Origin of the sequence: Micropruina glycogenica (assembly GCF_900289045.1) — a bacterium.
Taxonomy (GTDB): domain Bacteria; phylum Actinomycetota; class Actinomycetes; order Propionibacteriales; family Propionibacteriaceae; genus Micropruina; species Micropruina glycogenica.
On record NZ_LT985188.1, the window covers coordinates 3,422,915 to 3,436,632 of the forward strand.

Annotated in this window: 12 protein-coding genes and 1 riboswitch; of the genes, 3 read left to right on the forward strand and 9 right to left on the reverse strand. The window is 69.6% G+C overall.

All coding sequences use genetic code 11. The features are described from left to right. Positions 1–7 precede the first annotated feature (7 nt). Genes MPLG2_RS16100 through cobI form a run of 5 tightly spaced genes read right to left on the reverse strand, consistent with a single transcriptional unit; the run spans position 8 to position 5,784 of the window. Entirely contained in the window at positions 8–637 is a 630-nt protein-coding gene (locus MPLG2_RS16100) for a precorrin-8X methylmutase (protein WP_105187024.1), read from the reverse strand. Continuing rightward, positions 634–1,935, reverse strand: a complete 1,302-nt coding sequence (locus MPLG2_RS16105; RefSeq protein ID WP_105187025.1) for a CbiX/SirB N-terminal domain-containing protein — start codon at positions 1,933–1,935, stop codon at positions 634–636. Before MPLG2_RS16105 ends, MPLG2_RS16100 begins: the two co-directional genes overlap by 4 nt. Next, positions 1,932–4,298, reverse strand: a complete 2,367-nt coding sequence (cobJ, locus tag MPLG2_RS16110; RefSeq protein ID WP_105187026.1) for a precorrin-3B C(17)-methyltransferase — start codon at positions 4,296–4,298, stop codon at positions 1,932–1,934. Before cobJ ends, MPLG2_RS16105 begins: the two co-directional genes overlap by 4 nt. Next, positions 4,295–5,104 carry a precorrin-4 C(11)-methyltransferase gene (gene cobM, locus MPLG2_RS16115; RefSeq protein WP_105187027.1) on the reverse strand — a complete coding sequence of 270 codons (810 nt, stop codon included), beginning with the start codon at positions 5,102–5,104 and terminating at the stop codon, positions 4,295–4,297. Before cobM ends, cobJ begins: the two co-directional genes overlap by 4 nt. Continuing rightward, a complete protein-coding gene (cobI, locus tag MPLG2_RS16120) occupies positions 5,101–5,784 on the reverse strand; it encodes a precorrin-2 C(20)-methyltransferase (RefSeq protein WP_231936013.1) in 684 nt (227 codons plus the stop codon). Before cobI ends, cobM begins: the two co-directional genes overlap by 4 nt. A 106-nt stretch (positions 5,785–5,890) precedes the next feature. Further along, a riboswitch (cobalamin riboswitch) is annotated at positions 5,891–6,025 on the reverse strand. A gap of 47 nt (positions 6,026–6,072) precedes the next feature. On the opposite strand from cobI, the gene MPLG2_RS16125 reads away from it, so the two are divergent. Genes MPLG2_RS16125 through cobF form a run of 3 tightly spaced genes read left to right on the forward strand, consistent with a single transcriptional unit; the run spans position 6,073 to position 8,565 of the window. Then, complete coding sequence (locus MPLG2_RS16125) at positions 6,073–7,029, forward strand: cobalamin biosynthesis protein (RefSeq protein WP_105187029.1); 957 nt, start codon at positions 6,073–6,075, stop codon at positions 7,027–7,029. Next, complete coding sequence (locus MPLG2_RS16130) at positions 7,026–7,775, forward strand: cobalt-precorrin-6A reductase (RefSeq protein WP_105187030.1); 750 nt, start codon at positions 7,026–7,028, stop codon at positions 7,773–7,775. Before MPLG2_RS16125 ends, MPLG2_RS16130 begins: the two co-directional genes overlap by 4 nt. A gap of 31 nt (positions 7,776–7,806) precedes the next feature. Continuing rightward, positions 7,807–8,565, forward strand: a complete 759-nt coding sequence (gene cobF / locus MPLG2_RS16135; protein ID WP_105187031.1) for a precorrin-6A synthase (deacetylating) — start codon at positions 7,807–7,809, stop codon at positions 8,563–8,565. 31 nt (positions 8,566–8,596) lie between these two features. On the opposite strand, the gene MPLG2_RS16140 is transcribed toward cobF, so the two are convergent. The 4 genes from MPLG2_RS16140 to nrdI form a co-directional block, all read right to left on the reverse strand. Next, a complete protein-coding gene (locus MPLG2_RS16140; protein WP_158681280.1) occupies positions 8,597–9,985 on the reverse strand; it encodes a threonine/serine exporter family protein in 1,389 nt (462 codons plus the stop codon). 90 nt (positions 9,986–10,075) lie between these two features. Continuing rightward, positions 10,076–11,050 (reverse strand): class 1b ribonucleoside-diphosphate reductase subunit beta, encoded by a 975-nt coding sequence (gene nrdF, locus MPLG2_RS16145; protein WP_105187033.1) that lies wholly within the window; start codon positions 11,048–11,050, stop codon positions 10,076–10,078. An 88-nt stretch (positions 11,051–11,138) separates the two neighbouring features. Further along, positions 11,139–13,295 (reverse strand): class 1b ribonucleoside-diphosphate reductase subunit alpha, encoded by a 2,157-nt coding sequence (nrdE, locus tag MPLG2_RS16150; protein ID WP_105187034.1) that lies wholly within the window; start codon positions 13,293–13,295, stop codon positions 11,139–11,141. Then, positions 13,262–13,681, reverse strand: coding sequence for a class Ib ribonucleoside-diphosphate reductase assembly flavoprotein NrdI (gene nrdI, locus MPLG2_RS16155; protein WP_105187035.1), 420 nt, complete (start codon positions 13,679–13,681; stop codon positions 13,262–13,264). The genes nrdE and nrdI overlap by 34 nt, the downstream gene beginning before the upstream one ends. Between the last annotated feature and the right edge of the window lie 37 nt (positions 13,682–13,718).

Genomic DNA, 13,718 nt, shown 5'->3' on the forward strand with positions numbered 1-13,718 from the left:
CTGCCGGTCAGATTCCCGGGCGAGAAAGGGCGTTGATCGCGGCCGAGGTGATCGCGCTGCCGCCCCGGCGTCCGCGCAGCACCAGGTAGTCAAGCCCCAGGCCGTTGGCGATCAGCGCTTCCTTCGACTCCGCCGCACCGACGAACCCGACCGGAATGCCGACCACGGCCGCAGGTTTCACACCCGATTCTTCAACGACCTCCAGCAGGTGAAACAGGGCGGTCGGTGCGTTGCCGATGGCCACCACGGCACCCGCCAGCCGCGGCAGCCACAACTCGACGGCGGCGGCGGTCTTGGTGGTGCCGCGATCCGCCGCGTGGGCGGCGACCTCGGGCGTGCCGAGCAGGCAGACCACCTCGTTGTCGCCCGGCAGCCGCGAACGGATGATGCCGCTGGCCACCATCTGCGAGTCGCACAGAATCGGCGCGCCGGCGTTCAGCGCGTTTCGGGCGGCGGTGACGAACCCGTCCGACCAGGCCATGGACGCCGGCAGGTCGGTCTGGGCGGCGGCGTGAATCATGCGCACCGCCACGTCCGCGACGTCGTCGGGCATTCCCGACAGGTCTGCCTCGGCCCGAATGATCTCGAACGACCGTCGATAGATCTCGGTGCCGTCGGTGACGTAGTCGTACCTCACAGGCCCTCCTCGCTGACGATCTCGAGGAACCGGTTGCGGATCGCCCGGGCGCGCAGCGGGTCGTGGCTCGTGATCGCCGCCACCGTGACGCCAGCGGTGTCGCCGGTGGCCGGCGTCCAGGCCGACCCGGCTTCGGCGTTGTCGGCACGCACGCAGAAGGTGTGCCGCGACTCGGCCTCGTCGACGATCGCGGCGTTGGCCTCGGCCGAGTCGGTGAGCGCCAGCACGTACCAGGCGTCGTGCAGGTCGTGCGGACGGTAGTCGCGCGCGTGCCAGGTGATCGCGCCGGCCTCAGCGAGGGCGAGCAGGGACTTGTGCAACTCGGGGGAGATCACGTGAACCCGCGCGCCCGCCTCGAGCAGCTTGGGCACCCGGCGCCGGGCCACGCAACCGCCGCCCACCACGACCACCTTGCGACCCTTGAGCAGCAACCCGGCCAGATAGGCGGGCGACCCCATCGTGGTGCGGGCGCGCAGGGCGCCCTCCTTGTAGCGCTGGGCGACCACCTGGGCCAGCTGGTCGCAGGGCCCGATCACATCGGCGACCCGCACCTCGGCGTCCGGATGCGCGTCCTGGAACCGTGCGACGTGGCCGCGCACCCATTCGTCCAGCCGTCCGGTGAACAGGAAGTGCGGCATGACCACAATGCGCCGGCTGCCCGAGGCGTAGTACTGGTTCAGAATGTCGGGCACCGACGGCCGCACCACCTGGATGAAACCCGACAGCACCTGGTGGTAGCCGCCGCTCTCGAAGATGACCCGCGACAACCGCACGTGGTCGGCGTTGGCCTCGGTGACACTGCAGCCGCGACCCACCATCAGCACGTCGGTCTCTTCGGCCGGCCAGTCGCCGCGGGCCTGAGCGATGCGCTCGTGCACCGCCTCGATCAGCTGGCGGGGCGAGCCGAGGTGCCGGGTGCGCACCACCGTGGCGGAGGTGTGCAGCGCCTTGGCCTGGTCGATCGCCTCGGGAATGTCCTCGCGCACGTGGCCGCCGGTGCCCAGCATCAGCGGCACCACCACGGCTGCGGGCGAATCGGCCAGCACCGCACCGAGCGCCTCGTCGATGGTCGGCGGGGTCAGTTCGACGAAGCCGGCCTCGACCCGAACACCGGGCAGCAACCCACGCACCCGGTCGACGAGTTCGTAGGCCGCCTCGGCACCCGAGTTCACCCGCGTGCCGTGGCCGGCGATGATCAGCGGCGGCGGCGACGGCGGAACGGCCGCCGGGTCGTCGGGAGCGGGCACGTGGCGGTCCTCCGGGCCTGCGGACGCGAGGGGCAGGGCGGGATCGATCATGGCTTCATCCAGTGGTAGTCGCGCGGGGTCACCATCACGGTGCGCCCCTCGCCGGCGGGCAGGTAACGGGTGGTCGACGAACCGACCACGACAAGGGAGTTCATGTTCACCACGGCAGGATCGAAGTCGGCCAAGGTCGACAGGGTGACCTTCTGGTCGGGGCGGTCGGCCTCTTCGACCACAGCGACCGGAGTCTCACCCGGCCGGTGCGGGGTGAACTCCGCCAGCGCGTCGGGCAGGTGGTGCAGCCGGGTGCGGCTGCGTGGGTTGTAGAGCACGGTGACCAGGTCGGCCTCGGCCGCGGCCCGAACCCGCCGCAGAATGGTGTGCCAGTCGGTGTGCAGGTCGGACAGCGAAATGGTGGCGTGGTCGTGGCCCAGCGGTGCGCCCAGGATCGCCGAGGCGGCCAGGCTGGCGGTCACACCCGGCACGATCTCGACCTCGATGCCGTCGGTGCCCTGTTCGAGGGTGGGCGAGGCCATCGCGTAGATCGCCGGGTCGCCCGAGCAGACCAGGGCGACGTTGTGGCCCTCGCGGGCGAACGCGATCGCGGTCGCGGTGCGCTCCTCCTCTTTGCCCATCGGGGTGCTGGCGATGCGGACGCCGGGTGCGAGCAGGTCTTTCACCTGCGCCACGTACGGCCGGTAACCGACCACCACCGAGGCCTCGCGGATCGCCTGCTGGGCGCGCGGCGTGGTCAGGTCGCGCGAGCCCGGGCCGAGGCCGATCACGGTCAGCCGGCCGCGGGCGGGCAGCCGTCCGACCGCGCAGGTGGCTTCGGGCGTCTTCTGCTTCTCGACGATCAGGGTCGCCCCGTGGGCGAGCACGGACGCCTCTGCGACGCTCGGCGTGCCGACCGCCTCGGCCGCGTGGGTGGACGGGTTGGGCACGTCACGGTCGGCCAGTTCGGCAGCGGGGTAGGTGACGAACCGAACGCGCAGCCTTGCGGCCAGTTCGATGAGCCCGGCCTCGTCGGCCTTCGCATCGACCGAGGTGATCGCGGCGAGCGCACGCAGGTCGAGGCCCGCCTGGGCGAAGGTGCTGGTCAGCAGGGCATGCAGGGCGGCCGCCGAGGTGCCTCGGTTGCACCCCATGCCGGCGACCAGGCTCGGCGGATTCAGCACCACCGTGGGGACTGCGCTGGTCGCGGCAGGCTCGACCAGCCGATCGGTGACCAGCACGCGCGCGGTGATGCCGGAGGGTTCGGCGTCGGCGGTGCTCACCGCCACGTTCTTCGGCAGCGGCGGCAGCGGCCAGGACTGCGATCGGACGACGGCGACGGGCTCGCCGTCCAGGATCGCCCGGGTGACCCCGGCCACATCACCCGACCACGGCCAGCCAAGGGTGTCCAGGCCCGGCAGGCCCATCGCGTCGGTGGCGGTGGTGATAACCGCGGTCGCGCCCAGGCCGTCCGCGATCCGGCGGGCCAGGTCGTTGGCACCGCCGCCGTGACCGCCGACCAGCGGCACCGCGAAGCGTCCGGCCTCGTCGACCACCACGACGCCCGGGTCGGTCTTCTTCGAGGCCAGCAGCGGCGCGATGATGCGGGTGGTGGCGCCCAAGGCGAGGTGGCTGACGATCAGGTCGCAGTCCGCCCAGGCCTGCGGCAGCCCGTCGACGGCTCCCTCGGCGTAGCGCCGGGTTCGCACCCCGAGCGTCGCGTCGATGCGGTCGGCGTGCAGCAGGCTGGCCGGGCCGCTGGTCACCTGACCGATGACGAGTTCACGATCCCCGGGCAGGTCGGCGCACAGGGTGGTGGGTCCGAGGTCGTCCGGCGGCGCGGCGAGAATCAGCACCACGTTGGGTTCGACCGGTTCGACCCCGGCGGCAGCGGCGGCGTCCAGCACCCGCACCTGCTCGTCGGGCTCCCCGAGCCGCTCGGCCAGCACGAACGTCCGGTCGCGCCCCGCCAGCCCGGCGGCGAGTTCACGAATGCCGTTGTCGGCCGAGGTGAACACCGCAACCTTCGGGTGGCTGCGGGCCATCGCCAGTGCGGGGGCCAAGGGGCGTCCGTGCACGCTCACCACCACCGCGTCGTCCCACGGCAGGCCGACGCGGGCGAAGGCGGTGGCGATCGAGCCGACACCCGGCACCACCCGCGGACGCAGCCCGGCCGCGCGCAGCGAACGCACCACCCCGTAGTGCAGCGGGTCGCCGCTGGCGATCACCACGACGTCGTCCGATTCGGGCAGCGCGGCGATGCGGGTCACCGCAGCCGAGAGGGCACCCAGCGTGATGCGGCGTTGCTCGGGCACCGCCAGGCGGTCGAGGTGACGGCTGCCGCCGACCACCCAGTCGGCCGCGGCGGCGGCCCGGGCCAGGTCGGGCGAGGGTTCGCCGAGCAGGCCGTGGACGGTGATCATTGCTCGCTCCTGGTGATCAGCGGGGTGCCGTCGGAAGCCCGGAACTCGTGCCGGAACCCGGGGTGGTACAGGTGGCTGCGGGTGGTCGACTCCTCGGCCAGCGCAGGGCCCACTAGCACGACCGTGTGCTTCCAGAGCTTGTGCTCCTTCATGGTCGCCGACAGTTCGTCGAGCCGGCAGCGCAGCATCAACTCGTTCGGCCAGCTGACCCGGTAGCCGACGATGCACGGGGTGTCGTCGGGGTAGCCGCCGGCCAGCAGTTCGGCCTGCAGCACCTTGTTGCGCGCCGCCGACAGGTACAGCGCCATGGTCGCGCCGTGGGCGGCGAACCCGCGGACGGTCTCGCGTGGCGGCATCGGCGTTCGGCCCCCCTCGAGCCGGGTGAGGATCAGGCTCTGGGACACCTCGGGCACGGTGATCTCGGCGTCCATGCGGGCCGCAGCGGCCGAGAAGGCCGAGACCCCGGGAATGGTGCGATGCGGAATGCCGACGGACTCGCAGATGCGCCGCTGCTCGGCGGTGGCGCCGTAGATGGACGGGTCGCCGGTGTGCACCCGGGCCACCAGCAGCCCCTCGTCATGGGCGCGCTGGTAGAGGGGGGTGATGTCCTCCAGCGAGGCGGACGCCGAGTCGATCACCAGGGCGCCCGGTCGGGCGCCGGCCACGATGCCCTCGTCGACCAGGCTGGAGGCCCAGATCACGATGTCGGCCTCGGCGATCACTCGGGCGCCGCGCAGGGTGATCAGGTCGGACGCACCGGGCCCGGCCCCGACGAACACCACCTCGCCCTGAGCTCTGGGATTCACAGTCGTCCTCCGGTCTGGGTGCGGGCCGGGGCGATCAGCACGGTGGAGAAGTAGGGGGCTGCTTCGCCATCCACCTGGTCCAGTGGGGTCAGGGTCTGGCCGGGCAGCCCGACGTTCACCCCGAGCACGCCGCGCCGATCGTGCCGCCGGATCAGCTCCAGCAGTTCGGGCAGCTGCCGGCCGCCCTTGTAGGCGACCACCGTGTCGGCCACGTCCAGGGCCGCCGCCACGCCGTCCAGCCCGGCGGTCACCGGCACCAGGGCCAGGCTCTCGGTGCCCTCGACCAATGGGGTCAGGCTGGCCGCTGCCAGGGCCTGCATGGCGGTGATGCCCGGCACCACCACGACCTCGAGGTCGGGTACCGCCGCCCGGACGTGCGCGGCCAGGTAGCTGAACGTCGAGTACACGCTGGGGTCGCCCACGGTGGCGAACGCGACCGTGCGAGCGCCGTCCTCGAACGCTTCGACGGCCGCCTGGGCGGACGCCTCCCACGACTTGCGGCGTTTGGTGCCCACCCCACGTCGTTGCGCCATGCTGAACGGGATGCGGCGCAGCTTCGCCTCCGCGGACGGGCAGGCGGCCAGCACCAGCCGCTCGGCGCGGCCGGCATCGTCGGCGCTGGCTTCGGTGCTGGGCACCAGGATCACGTCGGCGTCGTCGAGAACGCGCACGGCCTTCATCGTGATCAGTTCGGGGTCGCCGGGACCCACGCCCACCCCGACCAGGGTGGGAATGCTCGTGGCAGCCGAAGCCAAGAGAGCCTCCTCAGGTGTCCGCGCCTGACGTCGTCGCTCGGCAGACACGGCGAGTTCCTGGCTTCCGGGACTGCGTTCAGCCGACCGGTCACAGTGGCGGGACCGCCCCGGATTCACCCCGCTCGGGGTTCACCGGTGTTCCTCACCGCTGTCTGCGGCCTTCAGTCTGGCAGACTCGGCGGCGTCGTTTGGCAGAACCTGAAAGGTCACCCAATGTCGCTGACGCGGGTCGGATCGGGGGCCGGCCTGGCCCTGGGCTGGCTGGCCGACCAGCGTCTCGGCGACCCGCGGCGTGGGCATCCGGTGGCCGGTTTCGGTGCCCTGGCGTTGCGCCTTGAAGAGCGGCTGTACGGCGATGACAAGCTGCGGGGGGCGGTGTTCGAGGCCACCCTGGTGGGGGCCGCGGTCGGGCTCGGCGCTCTGCTCGAGCGGGCCCTGAAGGGGCATCCGGCCCTTCGTCCGCTGGTCGTGGCGGCTGCGACCTGGACGGTGCTGGGCGGACGTTCCCTGACCCGCGAGGCCGAGGCGATCGCCGACCACCTGCAGGCCGGTGACCTGCCGGCCGCGCGCAACCGGGTGCGCAACCTGGTGAGTCGAGACCCCGACACCCTCGACGCCGACGATCTCGCCCGGGCCGCGCTGGAGTCGGTCGCCGAGAACACCTCCGACGCTGTGGTCGCACCGCTGTTCTGGGGCGCCGTCGCAGGCCTGCCCGGCCTGCTCGGTTACCGGGCGATCAACACCCTCGACGCGATGGTCGGCTACCGCAACGACCACTACCGCAACTTCGGCTGGGCAGCGGCGAAGGTCGACGACCTGGCCAACTGGGTTCCCGCCCGGCTCACCGCAGCCCTGACCGTGCTCGCCGCCCCCTTGGTCGGTGGACGGCCGGCGGATGCAGTCGATGTGGTGCGCCGGCAGGCAGATCGCCACCCGAGCCCGAACGGCGGCGTGGTGGAGGGTGCCTTCGCCGGCGCCCTGGGCCTCACGCTCGGCGGCCGCAACAGCTACGGCGGCGTCGCCGAAGACCGTGGCGAGTTGGGCACCGGACCCGCGCCGACCCCTGCCGACCTGGCCAGAGCCAACCGGTTGGCCCTGGCCGTGTCAGCGCTGGCCGCCCTGGCGACCGCGGGGCTGGCTGCCGGTCTGACCCGGGCGAGCTCCCGGTGAGCGCGCTGCTGCTGGGCGGCACGGCCGAGGCCCGCGACCTGGCCGCCCGGCTGGTCGCCGCCGACGTCGAGGTGGTGTCGTCCCTGGCCGGCGACGTGGCTGCCCCGCTGCTGCCCGCCGGGAAGGTGCGCATCGGCGGGTTCGGCGGAGTGCACGGCCTGGCCGGCTACCTGCGCGCGAACGCCGTCAGCGCCGTGGTCGACGCCACCCACCCGTTCGCCGCCACCATGACCGCGCACGCCGCCGCAGCCTGCGCCGTGACCGGCGTTGCCCTGCTGCGGCTCGAGCGGCCGAGTTGGGCCGCTCGCCCCGACGCCGAGCACTGGCACTGGGTGGGGTCACTGGACGAGGCCCGCGGCGAGGCCGAGCGACTGGGGGAGCGGGTGTTCCTCGCCATCGGACGTCAGGAGCTCGGCGTCTTCGCCGGCTGGACCGACCGCTACGTGCTGGCCCGCATGGTCGACGCGCCGGGCTTTGCGCCACCCGCCACCTGGGAGGTGGTGCGCGCCAGGGGCCCGTTCCGGCTGCCGGACGAGCTGGAGCTGCTGACCAGTAGGGCCATCGACGTGCTGGTCACCAAAGACTCCGGCGGCGGCACCGATGCCAAGCTCGACGCGGCCGCCACCCTGGGCGTACCGGTGGTCGCGGTGCGCCGGCCGCCGCCACCCGAAGGCATCGGCGTCGTTTCGTCGGTGGACGAGGCAGTCGCCTGGATCGTCCACCGGCCCGGTGCGGCCACTCCCTAGTGGTGGGAGACGCACCACTAGCATCGGGGCCATGAGTCGCGAACTGCTGCTGATCGGCATCGGGGCCGGCGACCCCGATTGGGTGACGCTCGAGGCCGTCCGGGCGATTCAGCGACTCGACGTGCTGTTCGTGGTACTCAAAGAGGACGAGCTGGACGACCTGGTCGAGGCCCGCCGCGAAGTGCTCGGCCGGCACCGGCAGACCCTGCCCCGAATCGTGGAACTGAACGACCCACCCCGGCCGTGGCGCACCGCCCCCGACTACAACGCGGCCGTGGCACTCTGGCGGGCGCAACGGCGCGAGCTGTGGAGCGCCGCTTTGACCGCCGAACTCGGCGACGACGGTGTGGGTGGCTTTCTGGTCTGGGGAGATCCGTCGCTGTTCGAAAGCACGCTGGCGATCGTGCACGAGGTGCTGCGCGACTTTTCTGAACCGGTGGAGTTGCGCGTCGTTCCCGGCGTCAGCAGCGTGCACGCACTCACCGCCCGGCACCGCATTCCGCTCAACCGGCAGGGCCGGGCGGTGCAGATTCTGCCGGCCAGACTGCTCGCCGACGGCATGCCCGACGGTGTCGACGACGTGGTGGCGATGCTGGACGGGAAGCTCGCCTTCAACTCCATCGACCCCGCCGGCATCGACATCTACTGGGGCGCCTACCTGGGCACCCCCGATGAGCTGCTGATCAGCGGCGACTTGGCGAAGGTGCGCGACGAGATCGTGCGGGTGCGTGCCGAGGCGGCGGCCCGCAAGGGCTGGATGTTCGACACCTACCTGCTGCGTCGGCGCTGAACCCACCGTGCGGCTGCACGGTACGAGCCGATCACGACGACCCGTTGCCGTCACCGTCGGGGTCGAAGGCGCGAGGTTGCGCGCGTCCGGTTCGCCTGGCCCGTTCGCGCAGCACCTCTTGGGCATGGGTGGCCGGCATGTGGGTCCAGCTGGGGGTCTGCGACAGCCAGGCCTGATCGGTGAGCATGCGCGCGATGACCAGGCCCGAAGCCAGGGCGATCACTATGCCCAGCGCGGTGAAGCCGTTGCTGAGGCCACTGAGCGGGTCCTTGTTGATCACCGCCACCAGCGCACGGAAGGTCGCGGCGCCCGGAATCATGATCAGCACGGCCGGCACCGACAAGATGATGCGGGGCGTGGCCAGACGTTGGCTGAACCAGCCGGCGAGCAGCCCGATCAGCGTCGTGGCCGCAGCCGCACACACCAACGGGTTCCAGCCGGCGTCCACCGCCGCGAGCCGGCCGACGTTGGCCACCGCGCCGATCACGGACGCCGCCAACGCCGCGTTCATCGGGGTGTTGAAGGTGACGGCGAAGCCCAGCACGCCGACGAAGCTCGCCACCACCCGCACCAGCAGCATCACCCCGGCGGGCAGTCCGAGCGGTTCGATCTCGCCCGGGGTGAGGCCGAACGCCCAGGCCACCAGCCAGGCCCCGAGCGCGGCGGCGAGGGTGATCAGCGACGCGTACAGCAGCCTCGACACCCCCGAGGTGAAGTCGAAGCGGGCCAGGTCGAGCGCCGCGGTGAGCAGCGGAAACCCGGGCACCAGAAACAGGATGGCTGAGGTGAAGGCCGCCTCGTGCAGCGGGTTCTCGGCCGTGGGCAGCAGATGCTGCAGCAACTGTGCCGACAGCATGTACACCAGACAGGCCGTGGTCGCCGCGACGGCGATGATCACCAGGTGGTTCAGGTGCAGGCGGCGCAGCAGCAACTGCACGAGCTTGCCGCACCCTGCGGCGATCGCCGCGGCGAGGCATTCTTGCCAGCGTCCGTTGTTCAGAAACGCGAACGCGGCGCAGGCCGCCGCGGCCCCGGCCACGATCGCGCCGGTCGGGTAGTGCCGAGCGTTGGCCACCAGCACGTCCAACTGGCGGTTCAGCACCGTGGCCGACAGGCCAGGCTCGGCCCGCAGCGACACCCGCATCAGTGCGGCGATCCGGTCGGCGTTCACCACGGGAGCGGGCACCTCGACCACCTGGGTGCGAAAGCTGCGCCCGGCCCGGGTGGTGACCACGATCTCGGTCAGGCCGACCTGGGCCTCGAGCTGATCGATGCCCAGCGCCTGGGCGACCCGGCCCATGGCGGCCTTGACCCGATACGAGCCGGTGCCGGCGTGCAACATCATCGAACCCATGCGGCAGACGGCCTCGGACGCCTCGGCCAGGTTCTCGTCGCGTGCCGCACGGTTCGACGGACTCATCCGCACGCCCTTTCTGGGGTATGACGGCACACTCGGACTTCGACTGTGACGAGCCTAGTGAGAGACACACCACTAGTGAGTTCGCGGGGGTCAGAAGTCCCAGTCTTCGTCTTCGGTGTTCACCGCCTTGCCCATCACGTACGACGAGCCGGAGCCCGAGAAGAAGTCGTGGTTCTCGTCGGCGTTGGGGCTCAAGGCGGCCAGAATCGCCGGTGACACCGCGGTGGCGGCCTTGGGGAACAGCGCCTCGTAGCCGAGGTTCATCAGCGCCTTGTTGGCGTTGTAGCGCAGGAACGCCTTGACGTCCTCGGTCAGCCCGAGCGGGTCGTAGAGGTCTTCGGTGTAGTTCTCTTCGTTGTCGTACAGCTCGTAGAGCAGGTCGAAGGTGTAGTCCTTGAGCTCGTTGCGGCGGGCCTGGTCGGCCTGCTTCAGCGCCTGCTGGTACTTGTAGCCGATGTAGTAGCCGTGCACGGCCTCGTCACGAATGATCAGCCGGATCAGGTCGGCGGTGTTGGTCAGCTTGGCGTGGCTCGACCAGTACATCGGGGCGTAGAAACCCGAGTAGAACAGGAACGACTCCAGCATGGTCGAGGCGACCTTGCGCTTCAGCGGGTCGTCGCCGTAGTAGAAGTCGAGCACGATCTGCGCCTTGCGCTGCAGGTTCTCGTTCTCTTCGCTCCATCGGAACGCGTCGTCGATCTCATCGGTGCTGATCAGCGTCGAGAAGATGGAGCTGTAGCTCTTGGCGTGCACCGACTCCATGAACGCGATGTTGGTGTACACCGCCTCTTCGTGCGGGGTGATCGCGTCGGGGATCAGCGACACCGCGCCCACGGTGCCCTGAATGGTGTCGAGCATGGTGAGGCCGGTGAAGACCCGGGTGGTCATCAGCTGCTCGTGCGGCTTCAGCGTGCGCCACGAGGGAATGTCGTTGCTCAACGGCACCTTCTCGGGCAGCCAGAAGTTGCCGGTCAGCCGGTCCCAGACCTCGAGGTCCTTGTCGTCCTCGATGCGGTTCCAGTTGATCGCCTGGACGCCGCGCAGCAGGGTGAGTTTCTGGGTCATGGGTGGTGCCTCGGTTCGGTGGATCTCGGTGGTGGGTGGCGGTGGTGTTGAGCGGTGAGATTCCGGCGCTCGCCGGAATGACGGGCAGCTACAGCGCGCAGCTGACGCAACCCTCGACTTCGGTGCCCTCCAGCGCGAGCTGCCGCAGCCTGATGTAGTAGAGCGTCTTGATGCCCTTCTTCCAGGCGTAGATCTGGGCCCTGTTCAGGTCACGGGTGGTCACGTTGTCGGGAAAGAACAGGGTCAACGACAGGCCCTGGTCGACGTGCTTGGTGGCTTCGGCGTAGGTGTCGATGATCGCCTCGGGGCCGATCTCGTAGGCGTCGCGGTAGTACTCGATGTTGTTGTTGGTCATGAACGGCGCCGGGTAGTAGACCCGGCCGATCTTGCCCTCTTTGCGGATCTCGATCTTGCTGACGATGGGGTGGATCGAGCTGGTCGAGTGGTTGATGTAGCTGATCGAACCCGTCGGCGGGATGGCCTGCAGGTTCTGGTTGTACATGCCGTACTCGGCCACCTCGGCGGCCAGCGCACGCCAGTCGTCCGGGGTGGGCAACTCGATGCCGGCACCGGCGAACAACTCCTTCACCTTGGTCGTGCGCGGCGTCCAGTCGCCGGTGAGGTACTTGCGAAAGAACTCACCCGAGGCGTACTTCGACCGCTCGAAGCCGTCGAAGCTCTCGCCGCGCTCGCGGGCGATGCGGCATGAGGCGGCGATGGCGTGGAACGTCACCGTGTAGAAGTACATGTTGGTGAAGTCCAGGCCCTCGTCCGAGCCGTAGTGGACGGACTCGCGGGCCAGGTAGCCGTGCAGGTTCATCGCACCCAGGCCGATGGCGTGGCTCATCGCGTTGCCGCGGGCGATGCTCGGCGCGCAGGCGATGTTCGACTGGTCCGACACCGCGGTGAGCGCCCGGATCGCGGTTTCGATGGTGCGGCCGAAGTGCGGGGAATCCATCGCCTTGGCGATGTTCAGCGACCCCAGGTTGCAGCTGATGTCTTTGCCCACCTGATCGAACGACAGGTCCTCGTTGAACGTGGACGGCGTCGACACCTGCAGAATCTCTGAGCACAGGTTGCTCATCGTGATGCGGCCATCGATCGGGTTGGCCCGGTTCACCGTGTCTTCGAACATGATGTAGGGGTAGCCCGACTCGAACTGGATCTCGGCCAGGGTCTGAAAGAACTTGCGGGCGTTGATCTTCTTCTTGGTGATGCGCCGGTCGTCGACCATCTCGCGGTACTTCTCGGTGACCGAGATGTCGGTGAACGGCACCCCGTAGACCCGCTCGATGTCGTAGGGGCTGAACAGGTACATGTCTTCGTTGTCGCGGGCCAGCTCGAAGGTGATGTCGGGAATCACCACGCCCAGCGACAGCGTCTTGATGCGAATCTTCTCGTCGGCGTTCTCGCGCTTGGTGTCGAGAAAGCTCAGAATGTCGGGGTGGTGGGCGTTGAGGTACACCGCACCGGCCCCCTGGCGGGCGCCCAACTGGTTGGCGTAGCTGAACGAGTCCTCGAGCAGTTTCATCACCGGAATCACGCCCGAGCTCTGGTTCTGGATCTTCTTGATCGGCGCACCGGCCTCACGAATGTTGGTCAGCGACAGCGCGACGCCGCCGCCGCGCTTGCTGAGCTGCAGGGAGCTGTTGATGGCCCGGGCGATGGATTCCATGTTGTCTTCGACCCGCAGCAGAAAGCACGACACCAGTTCGCCGCGTTGCGCCTTGCCGGCGTTGAGAAAGGTAGGGGTGGCGGGCTGGAAGCGTCCCGACATCACCTCGTCGACGATGTGCTCGGCCAACACCCGGTCGCCGTCGGCCAGCGCGAGCGCCACCATGCACACGCGGTCTTCGAAGCGCTCCAGGTAGCGGGTGCCGTCGAACGTCTTCAGGGTGTAGCTCGTGTAGTACTTGAACGCGCCCATGAAGGTCGGAAAGCGGAACTTCACCGCGTAGGCGCGCTTGAACAGCGACTTGATGTAGTCGAAGTCGTACTTGGCCAGCACCTGCTGCTCGTAGTAGCCCTGCTCGACCAGGTAGTCGAGCTTCTCTTTCAGCGAGTGAAAGAAGACGGTGTTCTGGTTGACGTGCTGCAGAAAGTACTGGTGCGCGGCCTTACGGTCGGCCTCGAACTGAATGCGGCCGTCGGCGTCGTAGAGGTTGAGCAGCGCGTTGAGCGCGTGGTAGTCGACCTCGGCCGGAACGGCCTCTACGCCGGTGTCGGTGAGCAGAGTGGTAGCCATTGTGATGTGAGCCCTTCGCGGACCGCCTCGACGTCGTCGGGGGTGCCCATCAGTTCGAACTGGTACAGGTGGGGAACGTGGCACTTGCGGGCCACGATCTCGCCGGCGATGCAGTAGGCAGCGCCGAAGTTGGTGTTTCCGGCGGTGATCACGCCGCGCAGCAGGCCCCGGTTGTCGGGATCGTTGAGAAACCGGATCACCTGCTTGGGCACCGCGCCCGCGCCGTTGCCGCCGCCGTAGGTGGGCAGCAACAGCACGAACGGTTCGGTGGCCTGCAGGTGCGGCTCGCCCGGCAGCACCGGAATGCGGTCTGCGGCGATGCCGAGCTTGCCGACGAAACGGTGGGTGTTCTCAGAGACGGACGAGAAGTAGATCAGCTGCGCCATCGTCCGTTCCTTTCTACGTTGATCGAGCTCGACCGGC

Excerpts from the sequence above, each read along its gene's own strand:
- cobI (WP_231936013.1), bottom strand. The coding sequence starts at position 5,784 with ATGAAGGCCGTGCGCGTTCTCGACGACGCCGACGTGATCCTGGTGCCC.
- nrdI (WP_105187035.1), bottom strand. The coding sequence starts at position 13,681 with ATGGCGCAGCTGATCTACTTCTCGTCCGTCTCTGAGAACACCCACCGT.
- MPLG2_RS16105 (WP_105187025.1), bottom strand. The coding sequence starts at position 1,935 with ATGATCGATCCCGCCCTGCCCCTCGCGTCCGCAGGCCCGGAGGACCGC.
- cobJ (WP_105187026.1), bottom strand. The coding sequence starts at position 4,298 with ATGATCACCGTCCACGGCCTGCTCGGCGAACCCTCGCCCGACCTGGCC.
- MPLG2_RS16140 (WP_158681280.1), bottom strand. The coding sequence starts at position 9,985 with ATGAGTCCGTCGAACCGTGCGGCACGCGACGAGAACCTGGCCGAGGCG.
- nrdF (WP_105187033.1), bottom strand. The coding sequence starts at position 11,050 with ATGACCCAGAAACTCACCCTGCTGCGCGGCGTCCAGGCGATCAACTGG.
- nrdE (WP_105187034.1), bottom strand. The coding sequence starts at position 13,295 with ATGGCTACCACTCTGCTCACCGACACCGGCGTAGAGGCCGTTCCGGCC.
- cobF (WP_105187031.1), top strand. The coding sequence starts at position 7,807 with ATGAGTCGCGAACTGCTGCTGATCGGCATCGGGGCCGGCGACCCCGAT.
- MPLG2_RS16125 (WP_105187029.1), top strand. The coding sequence starts at position 6,073 with ATGTCGCTGACGCGGGTCGGATCGGGGGCCGGCCTGGCCCTGGGCTGG.